Genomic DNA, 18,639 nt, shown 5'->3' with positions numbered 1-18,639 from the left:
TCCCCGGGGGAGACGAACCGCCGTTCCCGGATACCGCACCTGCTGACGACCCAGTCCTCGGTCACCCCGAATCGCTCGGCGATCTCGACACTGGTCACCACCCGCTCGGGCACGGACATGCCCCAGCCGGCGATCTCGAAGCCCGTCATGCCGGTCGCTAGCTCTGCGCGCTCGGCTGGGCGACGAGCTCCACGATGCGGCCGTGCACGGTGCGCAGCGTCGTCGTGTCGTCCATGTCGCTGAACAGGGACTCGTCGGCCGGGATGTGCGGGTACGCGGACTGGAAGTTGTACAGCCACTCCATCAGATCCAGCGAGTCGACATCGGACAGCTTCTGCAGCGCCGCGTCGACGTCGATCGACTCCGCACCCGACACGTCCTCCAGCTGGGCCGCCAGGTCCTCGACGGTGGGCAGTTCCATGAGCGTGGCTCCTCTCGGCTTCGGGGAGGCAGACGCGATGCCGGCCACTCCCTGATGCGCATGTCGTGCGCATGTCGTGGTGGAAGCAAAGCCGAGCCACGCAACGGAAGCGCAAGCCCGCGTCCGCCGACCGTCCGGCGCGGCCGGCGGGCGGGCCGCTGTTGCGGGTCTCTTGCGGCCCTCGCGTTTCCCTCTTCGCGACACATCGAACGCCGACGGCCCCGCGCCAGCGGCCCCGGAGCAGGCACGAGAAATGAGGCGAGGATGACCACGGTCGAGAACAAGCCGGTGAACCCGGAGGTCGACGCCATCCGGCACCACTACGAGGTGAGCAACGACTTCTACCGCCTCCTGCTGGGGCCGGCCATGATGTACTCCGGCGGCTACTGGGCCGAGGGCGAGGACCTGCGTGCAGGCCACGACGCCGCCCAGTTCCGCAAGCTCGACGCGTTCATCGAGATCGCCGGCGCGGTGGGCGCCGAGCGGATCCTCGACATCGGCAGCGGCTGGGGCACCCTGCTCGACCGCGCGACCACGGTCCACGACGTCAAGCAGGCCGTCGGCGTCACGCTGAGCCGGACCCAGAAGGAGTTCGTCGACTCGCTGCACAACCCGCGGATCGACATCAAGGTCGAGAGCTGGGAGGACCACCGCACCGAAGAGCCCTACGACGCCGCGTTCTGCGTCAACGCGCTCGAGCACTTCGTGCTGTCCTCGCTGCCGCCCAAGGAGCGGGTCAAGCGGTTCCGCGCGTTCTTCGCCCAGTGCCACTCGCTGCTCAAGGTGGACGGCCGCCTGGTGCTGCACATGATGACGATCGAGAACCCGCCGCTGTCCCGCAAGCTCATCGACGACCTGAAGTTCCTGCAGCGCGAGGAGTTCCAGGGCTGCTACATCCCGCACACGAACGAGCTCGTCCAGGCCGCCGAGGGCCTCTTCGAGATCATCGAGCTCCGCAACGAGCGGGAGACCTTCAGCCAGGCCTGCCGTGCGTGGCTGGAGAACCTCGCCGAGCGCCGCGACGAGGCGGTGGCGATGCAGGGCGAGGAGGTCGTCGCCCGGTTCGAGCGCTACCTCGACATCTTCGCGTACACGCTCGAGGACAAGATCTTCAACAACTTCCGCATCGTGCTCTCGCGGAACGCCTGAGGAGGCCACCATGACGATCACTGACTCCGCGCCGGGCGACGTCCGCACCGGCGGCCGCCTCCCGCACGTCCGGGTGGCGATCATCGGTGCCGGCTTCTCCGGGCTGGGCATGGCGATCCGCCTGCTGAAGTCCGGAAAGGACGACTTCCTGATCTTCGAGCGGGCCGGGGAGGTCGGCGGCACCTGGCGGGACAACACGTACCCGGGCGCCGAGTGCGATGTCGCCGCCCTGCTGTACTCGTTCTCCTTCGCCCAGCCCACCGACTGGCAGAGCACCTACGGCAAGCAGCCGGAGCTGTACGACTACCTGCGGGACTGCGCCGACCGGTTCGGCGTGCGGCCCTACATCCGGTTCCACCACGAGCTGCTCGGCGCGCGCTGGGACGAGAACCTGCGCCGCTGGCACATCGAGACGAGCCAGGGCGAGTACACCGCCCAGGTGCTGGTGACCGGCAGCGGCTACCTGAGTGACCCGGTGGTCCCGGACATCAAGGGCCTGTCCGGCTTCCAGGGCAAGGTGTTCCACTCCTCGACCTGGGACCACGACTACGACCTGACCGGCAAGCGGGTGGCCGTGATCGGCACCGGTGCCTCGGCGCTGCAGTTCGTGCCGAAGATCCAGCCGCGGGTGGGCCGGCTCGACATCTACCAGCGGACGCCGGCGTGGATCGGGCCCAAGAACGACAAGCCCAACGGCCGGTTCCGCCAGTGGCTGTTCCGCAACGTGCCCGGCTACCAGAAGTTCCGCCGTGGCTACAACCAGCGCGGCCGCGAGATCCTCTCGTTCATCTTCGCCCGTCCCGCGATGGCGGAGAAGACCGTGCAGGGCATGATGGTCAAGCACCTGAACAAGAGCGTGCCGGACCCGGAGCTGCGGGCGCGGCTCACCCCGGACTTCACCGTCGGGTGCAAGCGGATGCTGTTCTCCAACACCTACTACCCGGCGATCCAGCAGCCGAACGTCGAGCTGGTCACCGACGGCATCGCCGAGGTGCGGGCGAACTCGGTCGTCACGGCCGACGGCCGCGAGCGCGAGGTCGACGCGATCATCCTCGGCACCGGCTTCCGGGCCACCGACCGCCCGGTCGCGCAGCGGGTGCTGGGTGCGGCGGGCACGTCGCTCGCGCAGGCCTGGCAGGCGGACGGGATGACGGCCTACCGCGGCACGACCGTGGCCGGCTTCCCCAACCTGTTCATGCTGCTCGGACCGAACACCACCCTCGGCCACTCCTCGCAGACGGTGATGATCGAGTCCCAGATCGCCTACGTGGCCGACGCGCTCGAGCAGATGGAGAAGCGCGGTCTCGCGAGCGTCGCCGTGCACGCCGACGCGCAGCAGGCCTACAACGAGACGGTCCAGAAGAAGCTGCAGACCACCGTGTGGAACGCGGGCAGCTGCGCCAGCTGGTACCTCGACGACCACGGCCGCAACCCGTCCATCTGGCCGGGCTCGACGGCGCAGTTCCGCAAGCAGCTCAAGCGGTTCGACCTGGCGGCCTACCAGCTCGCCACGGTCTCCGGCGCCGAGTACGCGCAGCCGCACTGACACGTGGCCGTTTCCTCGGCCAGCAACCAGCCTGTGAGGGAGGGCCGCGACATGAGTGGCTACGACATCATCGACACCACGTTCATCGACACGTCACCGGACGTCGTCTGGAAGGAACTCGTCGCCGAGCTCAACGGTGGCGCTTCCTGGTGGGTGCCCAAGAACACCTTCGAGCCGGGCGACGTGCCGCCCGAGGAGGTGGGCGGCGAGACCACGGTGACCGTGCACCCCAAGGGGATGGACAAGGGCGGCCCCAAGCTCCGCTTCACCGCACGCACCCGTGAGGTGGAGCCGGGCCGCCGGCTCGCGGCCGACTACGTGTCGGGCGCCTTCATCGGCACCTGCGAGTTCGTCCTGGAGCCGGCGGCCGGTGGCCGGCGCACCCGGCTGTCCATGCACTTCCAGGCCGAGCCGCAGGGCATCGCCCGGCTGCTGGGCAAGGTCGCCGACATCGGCGTGGAGCACACGACGGCCACCCGTGCCGCCTTCGCCCGGCTCAACCAGCTGGTCGGCGGCGCGGACGAGGTGACGACCGAGGCCGGGCGGGCGGTGCGGCGCACGGTGCGCACCGGCGACGGCGCGCGGCTCGCGGTCGACGTCTACGGCCCGCCGCCCGGCGCGGGGGCGGGCACCGTGGTGCTCGTGCACGGCTGGGCGGCCGGGCGCGAGGTGTGGACCGGGGTCGCCGGCCGCCTCGCCGGGCTCGGGCACACGGTGGTCGCCTACGACCAGCGCGGGCACGGCGAGTCGACGCTCGGCAGCGAGCCGGTCGGCATCGAGCGGCTCGGCGCCGACCTCGCCGACGTGCTCGCCGCGGTGGACGCGAAGGACGCGGTCGTGGCCGGGCACTCCGGTGGCGGCTTCGCGGCCATGGCCTACGCGATCGGGCACGCCGAGGACGCGGCCACCCGGCTGCGCGGGCTCGCGCTGCTCGCCACCGCCGCCCACGACCAGGAGACCCCCGACAGCGAGGTCAAGCTGATGGGCAACCCGGTCTTCAGCTGGGCGCTGCGGCGGGCGGCTCTCGGCCGCAAGATGCTGGCCAAGACGATGGGGCCGGGCGTGGCGGCGGACGCGCTGGAGGCGAACCGGCGGTTGTTCGCGGCCACCCCGGGCCAGGTGCGGGCGGACTACTTCCGCTCGTCGCGCGGGATGGACCTGCGGGAGGGCCTGCGTGCCGTCCCGGTGCCGGCAGTCGTGCTGGCCGGCACCGCCGACACGGTGATCGACCCCGACCTGGGCGAGGCCGTCGCCGACGCGCTGCCGAACGCCTCGTACGAGCGGCTGGCCGACCTCGGGCACATGCTGCCCCTGGAAGCGCCGGAACGCGTCGCCGAGGCGATCGCCGGGCTGGCCTAGTCGCGTCGATCCCGGCCGGACCTCCGTCGCGTCCCGTGCGCGGCGGAGGTTCCGGTGTCTGAAAGGAGTGTGCGAATGCAGATCCTCCAGGTCGCGGTCCTGGTCCTCGCGACGATGACCACCGCGCTGGTGACCGGCCTGTTCTACGGGTTCGCCATGTCCGTGCTCGTCGCGATGCGCGACGTCGACGACCGGACCTACGTCGAGGTGAACCAGAAGATCAACCGGGCGATCCTCAATGGACGGTTCATGGTCATCTTCCTCGGCTCGGTCTTGCTCAGCGCCCTGGCGGCGGTACTGCTGCTCGCCGGCGACCGTGGCGCGGCGCTCGCCCCGGCCGGTCTCGCGTTCGCGCTCAACCTGGTGGCGTTCCTCGTCACCGGTGGCGGCAACGTGCCGCTCAACAAGCAGCTCGACGCGGCGGGCCGGCCGGACACCATGGCGCACCCGACGAGGGTGCGCACCCGGTACGAGGCGCCGTGGACGCGGCTGAACTCGATCCGTACCGCGCTGCACTTCGCCGCGTTCGGCTGCCTGTGCTGGGCGCTGGTGGCGTTCGGGTTCTGACGTGATCTCCGCGATCCTCCCGCTCGGCGTCGCCTCGGCCCACGCGTTCGACGACCTCGAGCCCGCGCCGTTGTTCGCGGAGGAGGAGGCGCAGCTCGCCGGCGCGAAGGCCAAGCGGCGCCGCGAGTACGCCACCGTGCGCCGCTGCGCCCGGCGGGCGCTGGGGGAGCTGGGCGTGGCGCCGGCCGCGCTCCCGCGCGGCGAGGGCGGCGCGCCCCGGTGGCCCGACGGCGTGGTCGGCAGCATGACGCACTGCGCCGGGTACCGCGCCGCCGCCGTGGCCGGCGCCGGGCAACTGGCCGTGCTCGGCATCGACGCCGAGCCGGCCGCCCCGCTCCCCGCCGGGGTGCTCGGCCTGGTCACGTCGCCCGCCGAGCGCGAGCGGCTGGCCGAGCTCGCCGGCGCGGCGCCCGCCATCCCCTGGGACCGGCTGCTCTTCTGCGCCAAGGAGGCGGTCTACAAGGCCTGGTTCCCGGTGGGACGGCAGTGGCTCGGCTTCCGCGACGCGACCGTGCGCATCGAGCCCGACGGCACGCTCGCCGCGACGGTGCACCCCGGTGGCACGCGCCACGACCTGGGCGAGCTCACCGGTCGCTGGCTCGTTCGAGCCGGTCTCGTGCTGGCCACGATCGTGGCATGAGGAATTCATGGTCGAGAGGTGCTCGAGTCTCTTCTTCCCGGCGCGGTGGGCTGTGAGCCTGGTGTCATGGGACGAAACACAGTCGCCACGACCGACCGCGCCGCCGGTCTGGCCGGGCACGCGGCGGCGCTGTCCTGCCAGGGGCTGTCCATGCGCCTCGGGGGCCGGGCCGTCCTGGACGACGTCTGGTTCGACGTGCGGCCGGGTGAGGTCTACGGCGTGGCCGGCCCGCCCGGCTCCGGCAAGTCCACCCTCCTGCTCGCCGCGGGTGGCCTGCGCAGTGCCGATGCCGGCACCGTGCTCGCCCACGGCCGGCGCCTCGACCAGCTTTCCGTGCACGCGCGGACGGCGCTCGTGGGGTACCTGGCCCAGGACGTGGCCGTCCTGCCGGGCGCGACGGTCCTGGAGACACTGCGGTTCTGGGCACGCACGCTGCCCCGTCCGTCGCTTGTGGACCGCGAGCGGATCGCGGAGGTGCTCGGCCTGGTCGACCTGGCCGGGCACGCGCAGGCCGTGGCCGACCGGTGCCCGGCCCCGGTACGCCGCGCGCTGGGCCTCGCCACGGCGCTGCTGCCCGATCCCAGCGTCCTCGTGCTCGACCAGTTCCTCGCCGGCATCGGTGGCCCCGAGGCGGACCGGCTGCTCGCCACCGTCCGCCGGCTGCGCGACACCGGCATCTCCGTGCTGTACGCCGCGGGCACCACGGACGAGGCGCGGGCGGTGTGCGACCGCCTCGGCGTGCTCGACCGCGGCCGGCTCCGCGGCGAGCGCGCCGGCCTGACGGCCGCCTGAACACCGCACGTTCGACCCGCACGTTCGACCCGCACGTTCGACGAGAAAGGGAGAGACATGACGCAGAGCACGAGCTTCCCGGCCGGGGTGGGCGGACCGCCTTCGGGTGGCCCACGCAAGGGAGGTACCGGCCGGCTGGCCGGATTCGTGCTGGCTGCCGCGGCGGCCACCGTCGGTCTGATGGCGGGCACCTTCTTCGCGTTCGCCGTGTCGGTGATGCCCGCACTGGCCACAGTGGACGACGAGAAGTTCGTCGAGGTGATGAACAAGATCAACGTCTCGATCGAGAACAACCAGGCCTTCCTGCTCACGTTCACCGGCGCGTTCGTGTTCAGCGGCGCGGCCGCGATCATGCACCACCGCATGGGGGCGCGGGCGGCGGCCCGCTGGATCATCGCGGGTCTCGCCCTCTACGTGGTGGCCCTCGCCGTCACCATGGGGTTCAACATCCCGCTGAACCAGCAGCTGGCCAAGGCCGGGCTGCCCGGCGGCACCGCGGACCTCGCCGCGGCGCGGGCGGATTTCGAGGGACCGTGGGACGCATACAACGTGGTTCGCACGATCGCGTGCACCCTGGCGCTGGTGTGCCTGGGCCGGGCCGTCTCGCTGCGGCGCGCTCGATGAACGGCGGACCTTCCTGCGACGAGAGGTGGCTGCGGTGCGCGTGTTGTTGATCGGATCGACCGGGGTGCTCGGCCGGGAGGTCGTGCTGGCACTGCTGGCCGAGGGGCACGAGGTGACCGGCCTGGCCCGCAGCCCCGAGCGCGCCGTCGCGGTGCGCGAGCTGGGCATCACGCCGGTGGTCGCGGACGTGTTCGACGTGGAGTCCATGATCGCCGCGTGCCGCGGGCACGAGGCCGTGCTCAACGTGGCGACCCGGATCCCGGCGGGCCGCCGGATGCTGCGGGCACGCAACTGGGCGGACAACGACCGCCTGCGCGCCGACGCCAGCCTGGCCGTCGCGCAGGCCGCGCGGGCCGCGGACGTGCGGGTGCTCGTGCAGGAGGGCGTGTCCCTGGTCTACGCCGACGGTGGCGACGCCGAGCTCGACGAGCGGGCGGCACTCGACCCCGCCGGCCCCACCCGGGCGGCGATGACCGCACACGCCAACGCCGAGTCCTTCGCCGGGGAGGGCCGCGAGGCGGTGCGGCTGCGCATCGCCACCCTGCACGGTGACGACCCCATCACGAACTGGATCGTGCGCGGCGCCCGCCGCGGCGGCCCGGTCTACTTCGGCGACCCGGACGGCTGGCTCACCGCGATCCACCCGTCGGACGCCGCGGCCGGTGTGGTCGCCGCCCTGGGGGCCCCGGGCGGCGTCTACAACCTGGGTGCCACGCCGGTGCGCAAGCGCGACTTCGGCCGCGTCGTCGCCGAGGCGGCGGGAGCCCGCCGGGCGCGTACCCTGCCCCGCCCGCTGACCCGCGGCTTCCTCGCGATCCTGGCGCGCTCCCAGCGGCTGAGCTCGGCCGCCTTCACAGAGGCGACCGGCTGGCGTGCCAAGCGGACGGAGCCGGCGGTGGACTGGTTCGCCACCGGAGGCGGCGGCTCGGACCGGGTCGCACCGCACTGAGTACGGGTACGGTGGTCACCGCGTCCGAACTGGCGTCCGAGCTGGCGTTCGAACGATGGAGTCCGGGATCGTGCGGAGCAACGAGGTGTCGGCGCTCTCGTGGCCGGCGACCGCCCCCCGGTGGGGGCGCGTCGTGCTGCGGCGGTTTCGGGCCGAGGACGTCGACGCGGTGGTGGAGCTGTCGCACGATCCCTACGTTCCGCAGGTGACGACCCTTGTCGCGCGGGCGACGGGGCAGCAGGCCGCGGAGTGGATCGCCCGGCAGAACACCCGGCTGGCCGAAGGTGTCGGCTTCTCCTTCGCGATCGCCGACGCGCGGAGCGGGGACGCCCTCGGTCAGATCGGGCTCTGGCTGAAGGACATCCGGGAGGGCCGCACCAGCGCCGGATATGCCGTGCTACCGCGGGCCCGGGGCCGTGGTGTGGCGTCGGACGCCCTGTCCGCGCTGACCACGTTCGCGTGGACGATCGCGGAGGTGCATCGCATCGAGGTCCACATCGAGCCGTGGAACACCGGGTCGATCCGCACCGCCGAGCGCGCGGGCTACGAGCGGGAAGGGTTGCTGCGCAGCTTCATGGAGATCGGCGGCTCCCGGCGGGACCTGGTCCTCTACGCGGCGATCAGGGACGCCGGGCCATCGCGGCGGGCCTAGCGGCCTTCTCGTCGGGGGCCGTCATGTACTTCGTGGTCAGCGTCCGGCCGGCCACCAGCCCGATCAGCACGAACAGCGCGGCGCCGGCGAGCATCGGTGCGCGCAGTGCCCAGTCCCGGCCCACGACCGGCTCGAGAGCCTTCACGACAACCCCGCCGGCGAGGAACCCGGCGGGCACGAGACCCCAGCTGAGGAAGCGCATCGCGCTGGTGACCCGGCCGCGCATCTCGTCGGACATGATCCGCTGCCGGCTCGACCTGGCCACCACGTTCCACACGATCACGGTGAAGTTGAACGCGAAGTTCAGCGCGCCCACCACCACCGGTGCCGCCACCAGCGCGATGCCGACGTGGACGACCGCGGCGATGTAGAAGAACGAGCACAGGATCGCGCCGATCGACAGCCGCTCGGTGAGCCTCTTCGCGCACAGCCCGCCGGCGATGCCCCCGACACCCCCGGCGGCCACGAGCGCGCCGTAGGTCAGCGACCCGCCACTGAGGACTTCCTGCACGTAGAGCAGGAACGTCGCCTGCACCATCGCGACGACCGGGTTCAGGACGGCCAGTGTCAGCGCGAGTGCGCGCAGCCTGCGGTCCCGGCCGAGGTGCACCAGCGCTTCCTTGACCTGCCGCGACATGCGCGCCGCCCGGCGCCCGGCGCCGGCCCGGTCGGCCGTCGTCGCGCCCGGTGGGGACGCGCTGCGGGAGACCCACGACAGCAGCAGGGCGGCGACGGCGGTGGCGGCCGCGCTCGCCGTGAGCGGTACGAAGAGCAGGCCGCCGATCAGGAGCCCGGCGAGCAACGGCCCCCCGAACTGGCTGGCGAGCAGCTCGAAGGACCACAGGCTTCCGTACGCCTGCTCGAGGCGCTTTCCGTCCACAAGGGACGGTACGGCCGTCTCCGCGGCGAGCTGGTAGAGCACCGTGCAGCTGCCGAGCAGGAACACGCAGGCGTAGAACAGCCAGACGTCCATGAGGCCGACGGAGAACAGCACGGCCACGAGCACCGCCAGCGCCGCCCGCACGACGTTGGCCCGGACCATGGCGTCGAACCGGTTCGTCCGGTCGAGCAACACGCCCATCGGCAGGCTGAAGAGCAGCCACGGCGCCCGCCAGATCGCCAGCGTCAGGCCGATGAGTACCGGATCCCGCGTCAGGATCGCGGCCAGCCACGGGTAGACGACGAGCGAGATGCCGTCGCCGAGGTTCGACGCGAGGCTCGCCGAGATGAACCGGTAGTACTCCCGGCCCGGTGACCGTCCACTGCGCACTCGAGACACCTCCCGGGCCTAGCGGCCCACCGCGTATGCCTGGCTGCCGCGCGGATCCGCGGCGCCGCTCAGCACGCCGGACACCGGATCCCGGCGGACGGCGCACAACCGGGGCCCCTCGGACCAGCCGCGCACCAGCACGACCTCGTGACCGCGCCCGCGCAGCTCGTCCACCACCGCGGGGTCGATCCGGTCCTCGACCACGACCCGGCCCGGCTTGGCCTTCCGCGGGAAGAACGAGTTGGGGAAGTGCGCCGTGTGGAAGCGCGGCTGCTCGATGGCTTCCTGCATCGACGCCTTGCCGTGCGCCTGCGCCAGGAAGAAGGCGAGCTGCCACTGGTCCTGCTGGTCCCCGCCGCTGGTGCCGAAGGCCAGGTGTGGCGCGCCGTCGAAGGTCACGAGCGTCGGCGACAGCGTCGTCCGCGGGCGCCCGCCGGGCACCAGCGAGTTGGGGTGGCCGGGCTCGAGCCAGAATGTCTGGCCGCGAACGCCGAGGCTGAAGCCGAGTTCCGGAATGACGGGCGAGCCCTGCAGCCAGCCGCCGCTGGGGGTCGCGGAGATCATCATGCCGCGCGAGTCGACGACGTCCACGTGGCAGGTGTCGCCGTACTTCGGTTGCCCGGCGGGCGACTCGGGGCCCGGGTCCGGGGCGCCCGGCGGTAGCGCTGCCGCCCAGCGCTGCCGGACGATCGCGGGCAGCCTCGGTTCCCGCTCGTCCGGCGACCCCGGCCGCAGCTCGTACGAGGCCTCCCGGCCGACCAGACGCCGCCGCTGATCGGCGTACTCGCTGGACAGCAGCTCCTTCACCGGGACGTGTGTCCGCTCGGGATCGCCGTACCAGGCCTCGCGGTCGGCGAAGGCGAGCTTCGTGCACTCGACGACCAGGTGGACGAAGTCCGCCGACAGGTGGTCGTGGCCGTCGAGGTCGAACCCGGCGAGCAGGCTCAGCTCCTGGAGCAGCACCGGTCCCTGGCCCCAGGGCCGGGTCTTGTGCACGGCGTACCCGCCGTAGTCGAACCGCACCGGCTCCTCGACGGCCGGCTGGAACGCGGCCAGGTCGTCGCCGTCCAGCAGGCCGCGGTGGCGCCGCCCCGAGGTGTCCATCGCCTCGGTCGCCGCGACGTAGCGGCAGATCGCGTCCGCGACGAACCCCTCGTAGAAGACCGCACGCGCCGCGGCGAGCTGACCCTCGCGGGTCGTGGACCGGGCCTGCGCCTCCGTGACGATCCGGCGGAACGTCGCGGCCAGCACGGGATTGCGGAACTGCGTGTTCGCCTCCGGCAGCCGCCCGCCCGGCAGGTAGACGTCCCCTGTGGACGTCCACTCGTTCCGCAACGTGGCCTCGTTCTTGGCCACCGTCTCGACGATCTCACCGACCAGCGGGAAACCCCGCTCGGCATAGTGGATCGCGTACTCGAGCACCTGCCCGACGCGCCAGGTCCCGTACCGCTCGACGAGCAGGGTCCAGGCACCGAACGCGCCGGGCACGGTCGCCGCGAGCAGGCCGGTCCCGGGGACGAGGTCCAGGCCGAGGCTCTCGAAGTGCTCGATGGTCGCCCGCCGCGGCACCTGTCCCTGACCGTTGACCACCGAGACCTTCTCGGTCTCGGTGTCCCACAACAGGATCGGCACCTCCCCGCCGGGTCCGTGCAGCTGCGGTGTCACCACCTGCAGCACGAACCCGGCGGCGGCCGCGGCGTCGGCGGCGTTCCCGCCGCGCTCCAGCACCGACATCGCGGAGGCCGACGCGAGCCAGTGCGAGGACGCCGCCATCCCGACGGATCCGCTGGGTTCGGGCCGCATGCTCATCGCGTCACCAGTGGAACCCGTCGAGCAGCTCGACGAGCTCCGGGTCACCGGACGCCCGCAGCTGCTCGGTGAGCGAGCCGTCGGTCTTGACGCCACGGGCGAGGTCGTTCTTCAGCCAGGACGGGGCGTAGCCGAACAGGAGCAGCCCCCGGCGGCCGCAGTTCGGCGCGGTGGGCACCGTGCGGTGCCACAGGTTTCCGTGCAGCAGGATGCAGTCGCCCGGATCGAACGTCAGGCGCACCTCGTCGGGGTGCGGCTCGTAGCTGCCGTCGAGGTCGAGCCGCGGGTTTCGGTGGCTGCCCGGGACCACGCACAGCGGTCCCTCGAGCTCGCCCACCGGGTCCAGGTAGATCAAGCCGTGCACGCTGTGCGGGTAGCAGAAGAACGGCGGCATCGGATCCGGGATCACCCGCATGTGGATGTGCCACGGCACGCCGGCTGCGGGCACGCCCGCCAGGGCGATCCGGGCCTCCATGTCGAAGGTGACCTGCGGGCCGAGCAGCGCGCGAGCGATCGAGAGCGTCGGCGGGAACTGGATCATCCGGTGGAACGTCTCGCTCTTGTTGAGCAGGGAGCGGAAGTACAGCCCGTTGCCTTCGAGCACCTCGGCGCCGGGCTTGCCCGCCTCGGCCCGCACGATCTCGTCGAGGGCGTCGTTGAACTCCGCGAGCCAGTCCTGCGAGATGAGTCCCTTGCGGAGCAGGAACCCGTCGCGCACGAAGTCCTCGACCTCGTCGCGCGTCGCGTGCACGTCCACCGGGCGCCGCGGGAACCCGTTGTTGCGGTCGTTCAGCTCGAAGTCGATCCGGTAGTCGCCGGTCTGGTCGGTCATGCTGTCACTCCTCTTCCTCGTGAGTGTCGGTTTCGCAGCGCGCGAGCACGTCGGCCACCGCGACGTCGGTCACGCCGGCGGCGATCGCGTGGAGCAGTTCGGCGTAGAGCTCGCCCCAGCGGCGCACGGCCGCGGTGGAGAAGCGGCTCGGCAGGTACCAGAGCTCGCCGGACAGCCGGCCGGAGCCGTCCTCCTCGAGGACGATCTCGAACTCGCGCATCAGCTTGTGGTGCCCGCCGCCGGGTACGTCCAGCCGGCGGACGCCGATGTCGCCCGTCTCCGGCCGCCAGTAGTTCTGGTACAGCAGGTAGCAGTGGAACGTGTCGTTCAGGCCGGCTCCGACGAACGGTTCGACGGAGCGCACCAGGCTTTCCATCGGCACGTGGCCGTGTTCGTGAAAGCCGAGCAGCGTCCGGTGGACCTCCCCGACGAGGTCCCGGAGCGGTTGGTCCGGCGCCACCCGCAGCCGCAGCGGCAGCGGGTTGACGAAGACGCCGACCGTCTCCTCGGCCTCGATGGACGTGCGCCCGGCGGACGTGGTCCCGACTACGAGGTCGGTCCGGCCGCCACTGCGGTGATGCACGAGCATCCCGAACGCGGTCATCATCAACGCGAACACCGTCGTGTTCGCCGCGACCGCCCGTTCCTTCAGCAGGCGCACGAGGTCGGGCGGGAACCGGAGCGGGAGGTGGTCGCCCCGGTCGGTCTCGTCGGCGACGTCGTGGCTCGGGGTGATCCGCGTCGGGGCCGGTGCGCCGCGGAAGTGGTCCCGCCAGTAGGCGAGTGCGCGCTCGGCGGCGTCGCCGGCCAGGAACCGGGCCTCCGCGGCCGCGTGGTCGACGTACTGGGGCGCTCGTCCGCTCAGCCGGCCCTCGGTGGCCAGGACGACGTCGCGCAGGAACAGGCTGGAGGACCAGCCGTCGATCGTCACGTGGTGTGCGTGCAGCAGCAGCGCGGACCGGTCCGGCCCGAGCGCGACGACTGTCACCTCGAACGGCGGGTTGACCGAGACGTCGAACCAGCGTTCCGCGATCGACTCGTTGATCGCGGCCAGCTCGTTGTGCTGCTGCGAAGCGCGGAGCTCCGTCAGGTCGACGATCTTGGCCTCCGCCGCCGGCCGGACTCGTTGCGTCCAGCCGCCGTCGGTTCGGTGGAACGTGGTCCGCAGCGCGGAGTGGCGGTCGACCACCCGCGTGATCGCCTCGGCGAGGCCGGCCGGGTTGACGCCGGTGATCTCGAGCGCGAGGTCGATGCCGCCGTAGCCGTCCGGCAGCAGGTCGAGCCAGCGGCGCTGGACGGCGGTGGTCGGGTACGACTCGCGCTCGCCCCCTGTCCCGCCAGTCCCGCCGGTCCCGCCGGTCCTGCCGGTCCCGCCGGGCACCGCCGTGACCGGGCCGGCGCCCTGCCGGCGCGCCAGCTCCTCGAGGCCGGCCACGGTCAACGCGCCGAATGCCTCGCCCAGCGGGATCCGGACGCCGACCGCCGCCTCCAGCCGGCGGACGATCTGCAGGACGGTGAGGGACTCGACACCGTCGGTCCGCAGGTCGCGGTCGCGGTCGGCCGGGACGTTGCCGAGCGTCTCCAGGATCGCCGTCCGGACGGCTTCCTCCGGGGTGACCTCGCCGGTGGCCGCCGCGGCGGCGTCGTCCGCGGCGGCGAACCCGGTGGCGAGCGCAGTGGCCACTTCGGACATGCGGTCGTGCAGGTCGCCCGTCGAGGTGTGGACCACAGCTCCGCGCGCCGCGAGAAGGCGGCGGAACACCTCGTGCCCGTCGTCGGGGGTGAGCGCGTAGCGGCCCGGGCCGGCCTGGTCCGCCAGCACGGTCTCGCTCCACACGTCCCAGCCGACCGCGAGCCAGCGCCGGTCACCGAGCTCGTGCCGCGCCGCCGCGAACGCCTCCAGCTCGGCGTTGGCCGCGACGTACGGCCCGAACCGCAGCCCGCCGAGGATCGTCGACAGGCTCGAGCACAGGAGCACGAAGTCCGCGTCGTCGTCGCCGAGCGCCGACGCGATGTTCCGGCAGCCGAGCACCTTCGCCGCCGCGATGGCGGTGACCGTGTCCGCGTCGGCGTCGCGGGCGATGGCGAACTCGTCGCGATCGGTCATCGCCGCCGCGTGGATCACGCCGTCGATCCGGCCGAACCGCGCGCGAAGGTCGGCGAACAGCTCCGCGACCGCCCGGGAGTCGGTGACGTCGACCCTGCGGTAGCCGACCGACGACCCGAGCGCCGCCACCGCGGCGGTCAGGTCACCGAGGCCGGCCTCGGCCTCCGGCCGGCGTCCGGTGACGACGATCGTGGCGGGCACCTCCCGGCAGAGGGCGACCGCGAGCGCCCGGCCCACGATGCCCGCGCCGCCGGTGATCACGTAGCAGCCGTGCTCGCGCAGCCGGCGCGGCCGCCAGTCCGGCCAGGCCCGGTCGAAGGTCAGCTCGTGGTAGCCGTCGGCGCCACCCCGCAGGACCGTCGCGGGACCGGCGGCGCCGACCAGACCGAGCAGGTCGCGCGCGGCGAGGTCGTCGGCGAGGTCCCCGGAGAGGTGGCCGGCGAGCTCGACGACATGCCAAGCCGGTCCGGGCAGCTCCTGCGGCAGCACGCGGGCCGCGCCGAGCGCGAGGCTTCGCGGCGACAGTGCCGGCGAGTCCGGGCCCGCCGGCGGGGCGAGCAGCCACACGCGACTCCCCGGGTGCTCGCGGGACAGGTGCTCGCCGATCTCCCAGGCGCGGCTCAACAGGTCCGCTCCCGCGTCCCCGACCCACCACAGCACGTCGTACGCACCGTCCGACGGCACCATCTCCGCGTAGGGGACCAGTCGTCCACCCGCGCGGCCCAGCTCGGCGGCCACCGCCGCGCGCACGTCGTCGCCGCCGCCGAGCCACCCGACCCGCTCGGGAGCCCGGCGCGCGCCCGCGGCGGGCCGGACCCACTTCGGCTCGTACAGCCAGCTGTCCGGATCGGTGCGCCGGACCGGTGCCTTCGCGGCCCGCGCGACCGCCGGCGCCTGCTCCTGGCGTGGCCAGCGGCGGCCGTGATCGAACGGGGTGGGCGGCAGGATGGCCCGATGCGGCGACGGGGGCAGCAACCGCGGCAGGTCGATGTCCGCGCCGTGGCTCCAGGCGATCCCGGCCGCCCGCAGCAGGTCCGCGTCGCCGGCAGCGGGGTCGAGCACCGACGGCACGACCGCGGCCACGTCCGAACCGATCTCGTGGTCGATCATCCGGCCGAAGCCCTCGTCGGCCCCGATCACGACGACCAGCGGGGCGGGCAGCTCCGTGATCTTCTCCAGCTGCTCGGCGAACCGGACGGGGGAGCGGAGCTGGTCGCGCCAGTAGTCCGCTGTGGACAGCTGGCCGTCGCCCCAGCCGCCGGTCACGTTCGCCAGCAGCCGGACGTGCGGCGCGGAGAGCGGAAGCGACGCGGTGAAGTCGTGCAGCCGCTCCGCGGCGGTGAACATGGCCGGGCTGTGCGGCGTCGTGTGGATGTGCAGGCGGCGGACGTGGGCGCCGCTCGCGGAGAGCCGCTCGGCGAACGGTTCGATGCGCTCCGGCGGGCCGGTGACCGTGGTGAGCTCGGCCCCGTTGAGCGCCGCGATCACCGTCCCCTCGGGGAGCAGCTCGGCCACGCGTGCCGCGGGCAGCGCGACGCTGATGCTCGCGCCCGGCTCGGCGTCGTACATGGCCGAGCTGCGCTCGACGATGAACGCGAGCGCGTCCTCGGTCGTGAAGACACCGGCACAGGCCGCCGCCGCGACCTCACCCTTGCTGTGCCCGAGCACCACGTCGGGTTCGAGCCCCCAGGACCGCCACATCTCGACCAGCGCGAGCTCGACGGCCAGCGCGGCGGGCTGGAAGCGCCGCACGTCGCGGAACCTCTCCTCGAGGGCCGCGGGATCGAGGTCGCCGTACAGATCGGCGCGGATGTCGTAGCCGAGGTGGTGGCCGAGGATCTCGGCGTGCGCGTCGATCGCCCGGCGGAAGACCGGCTGCGACGCGTAGAGCCCGGCCAGACCGTCCACATAGGGCACACCTTGCCCGGGAAAGGCGAAGACGACCGTGGGCCGCTCGCCGCCCGGTACCGCCGGCCGGGCGTCGCGCAGCGCGGCCGCCGCCTCGCGCGGGCTCGCCGCCGCGACGGCCGTCCGGTACTCACGTTGCCGCCGCCCGGTCGCGAGCGACCGGCCGACGGCGGCCAGGTCGTGCTCGCCCTCGGCCAGGTACCCGGCGAGCTCGTCGGCCTGGCGGCGGACCGCGGCCGGCGAGTGCCCGCTGAGCGCGAGCAGCACCGGGCGAGCCGGCTGTTCCGGCTGGTCACCCGGTTCCGGTGCCTCTTCCAGGACCACGTGCACGTTGGTGCCGCCGACGCCGAAGGCGCTGACCCCGGCCCGCCGTGGCCCGTCGTGGGCCGCCCAGGGCTCGGCGCCGGTCGGGATCCGGAACTTCGCCGACTCGAGATCGAGCTCTGGATTCGGCCGGGTGAAGCCCGCCATCGGGGGGATCGTCCGGTGCTGGAGGGCCAGCGTGGCCCGGATCAGGCCGGCGACTCCGGCGGCCCGGTCGAGATGCCCGCAGTTGGCCTTGAGCGAACCCAGCGCGCAGGACCGGTCCCTGCCGTGATCGAGCTCGAAGCTGCGGCGCAGCCCCTCGATCTCGGCCGCGTCGCCGAGCTTGGTCGCGGTCCCATGCGTCTCCACGTAACCCACGGAACCCGCCGCCACGCCGGCCACCGCGTGTGCCGTCGCGATCACCTCGGCCTGGCCCTCGGGTGAGGGCGCCATGAAGCCGATCTTGGTCGCGCCGTCGTTGTTCGCGGCGGTCGCCAGGACGACCGCGCGGATCCGGTCGTGATCCCGGACGGCGTCGGCGAGTCGCTTGAGGACGACCAGCCCGGCCCCGGCACCCGGCACGGTCCCGTCGGCCGAGCCGTCGAACGGGCGGCACCGGCCGGTCGGGGAGGCGATCATGCCCGCCTCGACCGCGTAGCCCTCGTCCTGGTCGGGCGGGATCGACACGCCGCCGGCCAGGGCGACGTCGGCCTGACCGCTCAGCAGGCTCTGGCAGGCGAGGTGGACCGCGGTCAGGGAGGAGGAGCAGGCCGTCTCCACGCTGATGCTCTCGCCGCGCAGCCTGAGCCGGTAGGCGAGGCGCATGGCGGCGAACCCGGCCTCGTTGGCGAGCTGGTGCTCGTACCGCTCGGACAGGGACCCTTCGGCGAGCCGGGTGGGATGTGGCGCGCAGGCGGTGTAGACGGCCACGTTCTCGACCGCGGTGTAGTCGACGGCCGCGTCGTCGAACGCGTGCTGTGCCACCTCCAGCAGCACGCGCTGCTGCGCGTCGAGCATCCGCGCCTCGCGCTCGGGGATGCCGAAGAACGCCGCGTCGAACCGGTCGGCGTCCTCGACCACGCCGCGCACCGGTACGAGCCCGGGCCGGCGGTCGCTCAGCTCGGTCAGTCCGCTGTGGCCGGCCGCGGACAGCGCCCACAGCGCGTCCACGTCCGGCGCGCCCGGAAACCTGCCCGCCATGCCGATGATCGCGATCCGGTCGCCGTCGGCGGACGGGGTCACACCTGTGGTCATCTCCGACGCCTCCTCTCCTGGGCGCGCCTGCTCGCTCGCGTGGCCAAAGTGGACGAACCGCTGCCGGCATCCAGAAGTCTGGACAGCTCGGCCACGCTCGGGTGACCCATGACGTCCACCACGCGCAGGTCCGCCTTGATCGACCGGCGCAGCCGCTCGGTCAGCGCCACCAGCGTCCGGGAGTCGCCGCCGAGATCGAAGAAGTTGTCGTGGACGCCGATGCGCTCGAGGCCGAGCGTCTCGGTCCAGAGGGTGGCGATGCGGCGTTGGGTGTCGGTGGTGGGTGTGTCGGTGGGTGTGGTGGTGGGTGTGGTGGTGGGTGTGGTGGGTGGTTGGTGGGTGTTTTGGGCGAGGGTGAGGAGTGCTCGGCGGTCGACTTTTGCGTTGGTGGTGAGGGGGAAGTGGTCGAGGACGAGGATGCGTGCGGGGATCATGTAGTCGGGGAGCAGTGTGG

At 72.8% G+C, this 18,639-nt stretch carries 15 protein-coding genes; 9 read left to right on the top strand and 6 right to left on the bottom strand.

Features of this window, described 5'->3' with window-relative positions; translation table 11 throughout:
• Window positions 1-157 precede the first annotated feature (157 nt).
• Window positions 158-421: a hypothetical protein gene (locus VH969_RS23855; protein WP_331977924.1), complete on the bottom strand. Its 264-nt coding sequence runs from the start codon at window positions 419-421 to the stop codon at window positions 158-160.
• A gap of 264 nt (window positions 422-685) precedes the next feature.
• On the opposite strand from VH969_RS23855, the gene VH969_RS23850 reads away from it, so the two are divergent.
• From VH969_RS23850 to VH969_RS23810, 9 genes are all read left to right on the top strand, one after another.
• Window positions 686-1,570, top strand: a complete 885-nt coding sequence (locus tag VH969_RS23850) for a class I SAM-dependent methyltransferase (RefSeq protein WP_331977922.1) — start codon at window positions 686-688, stop codon at window positions 1,568-1,570.
• Window positions 1,571-1,580: 10 nt separating this feature from the next.
• Window positions 1,581-3,116, top strand: a complete 1,536-nt coding sequence (locus tag VH969_RS23845) for a flavin-containing monooxygenase (protein ID WP_331977920.1) — start codon at window positions 1,581-1,583, stop codon at window positions 3,114-3,116.
• Between the two features lie 51 nt (window positions 3,117-3,167).
• Window positions 3,168-4,475, top strand: coding sequence for an alpha/beta fold hydrolase (locus VH969_RS23840; protein ID WP_331977918.1), 1,308 nt, complete (start codon window positions 3,168-3,170; stop codon window positions 4,473-4,475).
• Between the two features lie 75 nt (window positions 4,476-4,550).
• On the top strand, window positions 4,551-5,042 hold the full coding sequence (locus VH969_RS23835) for an anthrone oxygenase family protein (RefSeq protein ID WP_331977916.1): 492 nt from the start codon (window positions 4,551-4,553) through the stop codon (window positions 5,040-5,042).
• Window position 5,043: 1 nt separating this feature from the next.
• A complete protein-coding gene (locus VH969_RS23830) occupies window positions 5,044-5,682 on the top strand; it encodes a 4'-phosphopantetheinyl transferase family protein (RefSeq protein ID WP_331977914.1) in 639 nt (212 codons plus the stop codon).
• A 66-nt stretch (window positions 5,683-5,748) separates the two neighbouring features.
• Window positions 5,749-6,474, top strand: coding sequence for an ATP-binding cassette domain-containing protein (locus tag VH969_RS23825; protein WP_331977912.1), 726 nt, complete (start codon window positions 5,749-5,751; stop codon window positions 6,472-6,474).
• 57 nt (window positions 6,475-6,531) lie between these two features.
• Complete coding sequence (locus VH969_RS23820) at window positions 6,532-7,098, top strand: anthrone oxygenase family protein (protein WP_331977910.1); 567 nt, start codon at window positions 6,532-6,534, stop codon at window positions 7,096-7,098.
• Window positions 7,099-7,132: 34 nt separating this feature from the next.
• A complete protein-coding gene (locus tag VH969_RS23815; protein ID WP_331977908.1) occupies window positions 7,133-8,047 on the top strand; it encodes an NAD-dependent epimerase/dehydratase family protein in 915 nt (304 codons plus the stop codon).
• A 70-nt stretch (window positions 8,048-8,117) separates the two neighbouring features.
• Window positions 8,118-8,699 carry a GNAT family N-acetyltransferase gene (locus tag VH969_RS23810; protein ID WP_331977906.1) on the top strand — a complete coding sequence of 194 codons (582 nt, stop codon included), beginning with the start codon at window positions 8,118-8,120 and terminating at the stop codon, window positions 8,697-8,699.
• On the opposite strand, the gene VH969_RS23805 is transcribed toward VH969_RS23810, so the two are convergent.
• The 5 genes from VH969_RS23805 to VH969_RS23785 form a co-directional block, all read right to left on the bottom strand.
• Window positions 8,668-9,969, bottom strand: coding sequence for an MFS transporter (locus VH969_RS23805; protein WP_331977904.1), 1,302 nt, complete (start codon window positions 9,967-9,969; stop codon window positions 8,668-8,670). The two genes, VH969_RS23810 and VH969_RS23805, sit on opposite strands and share 32 nt — an antisense overlap.
• An 18-nt stretch (window positions 9,970-9,987) precedes the next feature.
• Window positions 9,988-11,778 (bottom strand): gamma-glutamyltransferase family protein, encoded by a 1,791-nt coding sequence (locus tag VH969_RS23800; protein WP_331977902.1) that lies wholly within the window; start codon window positions 11,776-11,778, stop codon window positions 9,988-9,990.
• Between the two features lie 4 nt (window positions 11,779-11,782).
• Window positions 11,783-12,610, bottom strand: coding sequence for a phytanoyl-CoA dioxygenase family protein (locus VH969_RS23795; RefSeq protein WP_331977900.1), 828 nt, complete (start codon window positions 12,608-12,610; stop codon window positions 11,783-11,785).
• A 4-nt stretch (window positions 12,611-12,614) separates the two neighbouring features.
• Window positions 12,615-18,185: an SDR family NAD(P)-dependent oxidoreductase gene (locus VH969_RS23790; protein WP_331977898.1), complete on the bottom strand. Its 5,571-nt coding sequence runs from the start codon at window positions 18,183-18,185 to the stop codon at window positions 12,615-12,617.
• The coding region (locus VH969_RS23785) for a phosphopantetheine-binding protein (protein ID WP_331977896.1) at window positions 18,182-18,639 on the bottom strand (458 nt) is incomplete at its 5' end. The genes VH969_RS23785 and VH969_RS23790, both read right to left, overlap by 4 nt.

It is taken from the genome of Actinophytocola sp. (assembly GCF_036555685.1).
Classification (GTDB): domain Bacteria; phylum Actinomycetota; class Actinomycetes; order Mycobacteriales; family Pseudonocardiaceae; genus Actinophytocola.
This window is presented reverse-complemented; position numbering and strand designations above follow the sequence as displayed.

Coding starts and splice junctions, on each gene's coding strand:
- VH969_RS23855 (WP_331977924.1), bottom strand. CDS start 421: ATGGAACTGCCCACCGTCGAGGACCTGGCGGCCCAGCTGGAGGACGTG.
- VH969_RS23850 (WP_331977922.1), top strand. CDS start 686: ATGACCACGGTCGAGAACAAGCCGGTGAACCCGGAGGTCGACGCCATC.
- VH969_RS23845 (WP_331977920.1), top strand. CDS start 1,581: ATGACGATCACTGACTCCGCGCCGGGCGACGTCCGCACCGGCGGCCGC.
- VH969_RS23840 (WP_331977918.1), top strand. CDS start 3,168: ATGAGTGGCTACGACATCATCGACACCACGTTCATCGACACGTCACCG.
- VH969_RS23835 (WP_331977916.1), top strand. CDS start 4,551: ATGCAGATCCTCCAGGTCGCGGTCCTGGTCCTCGCGACGATGACCACC.
- VH969_RS23825 (WP_331977912.1), top strand. CDS start 5,749: ATGGGACGAAACACAGTCGCCACGACCGACCGCGCCGCCGGTCTGGCC.
- VH969_RS23820 (WP_331977910.1), top strand. CDS start 6,532: ATGACGCAGAGCACGAGCTTCCCGGCCGGGGTGGGCGGACCGCCTTCG.
- VH969_RS23800 (WP_331977902.1), bottom strand. CDS start 11,778: ATGAGCATGCGGCCCGAACCCAGCGGATCCGTCGGGATGGCGGCGTCC.
- VH969_RS23795 (WP_331977900.1), bottom strand. CDS start 12,610: ATGACCGACCAGACCGGCGACTACCGGATCGACTTCGAGCTGAACGAC.
- VH969_RS23790 (WP_331977898.1), bottom strand. CDS start 18,185: ATGACCACAGGTGTGACCCCGTCCGCCGACGGCGACCGGATCGCGATC.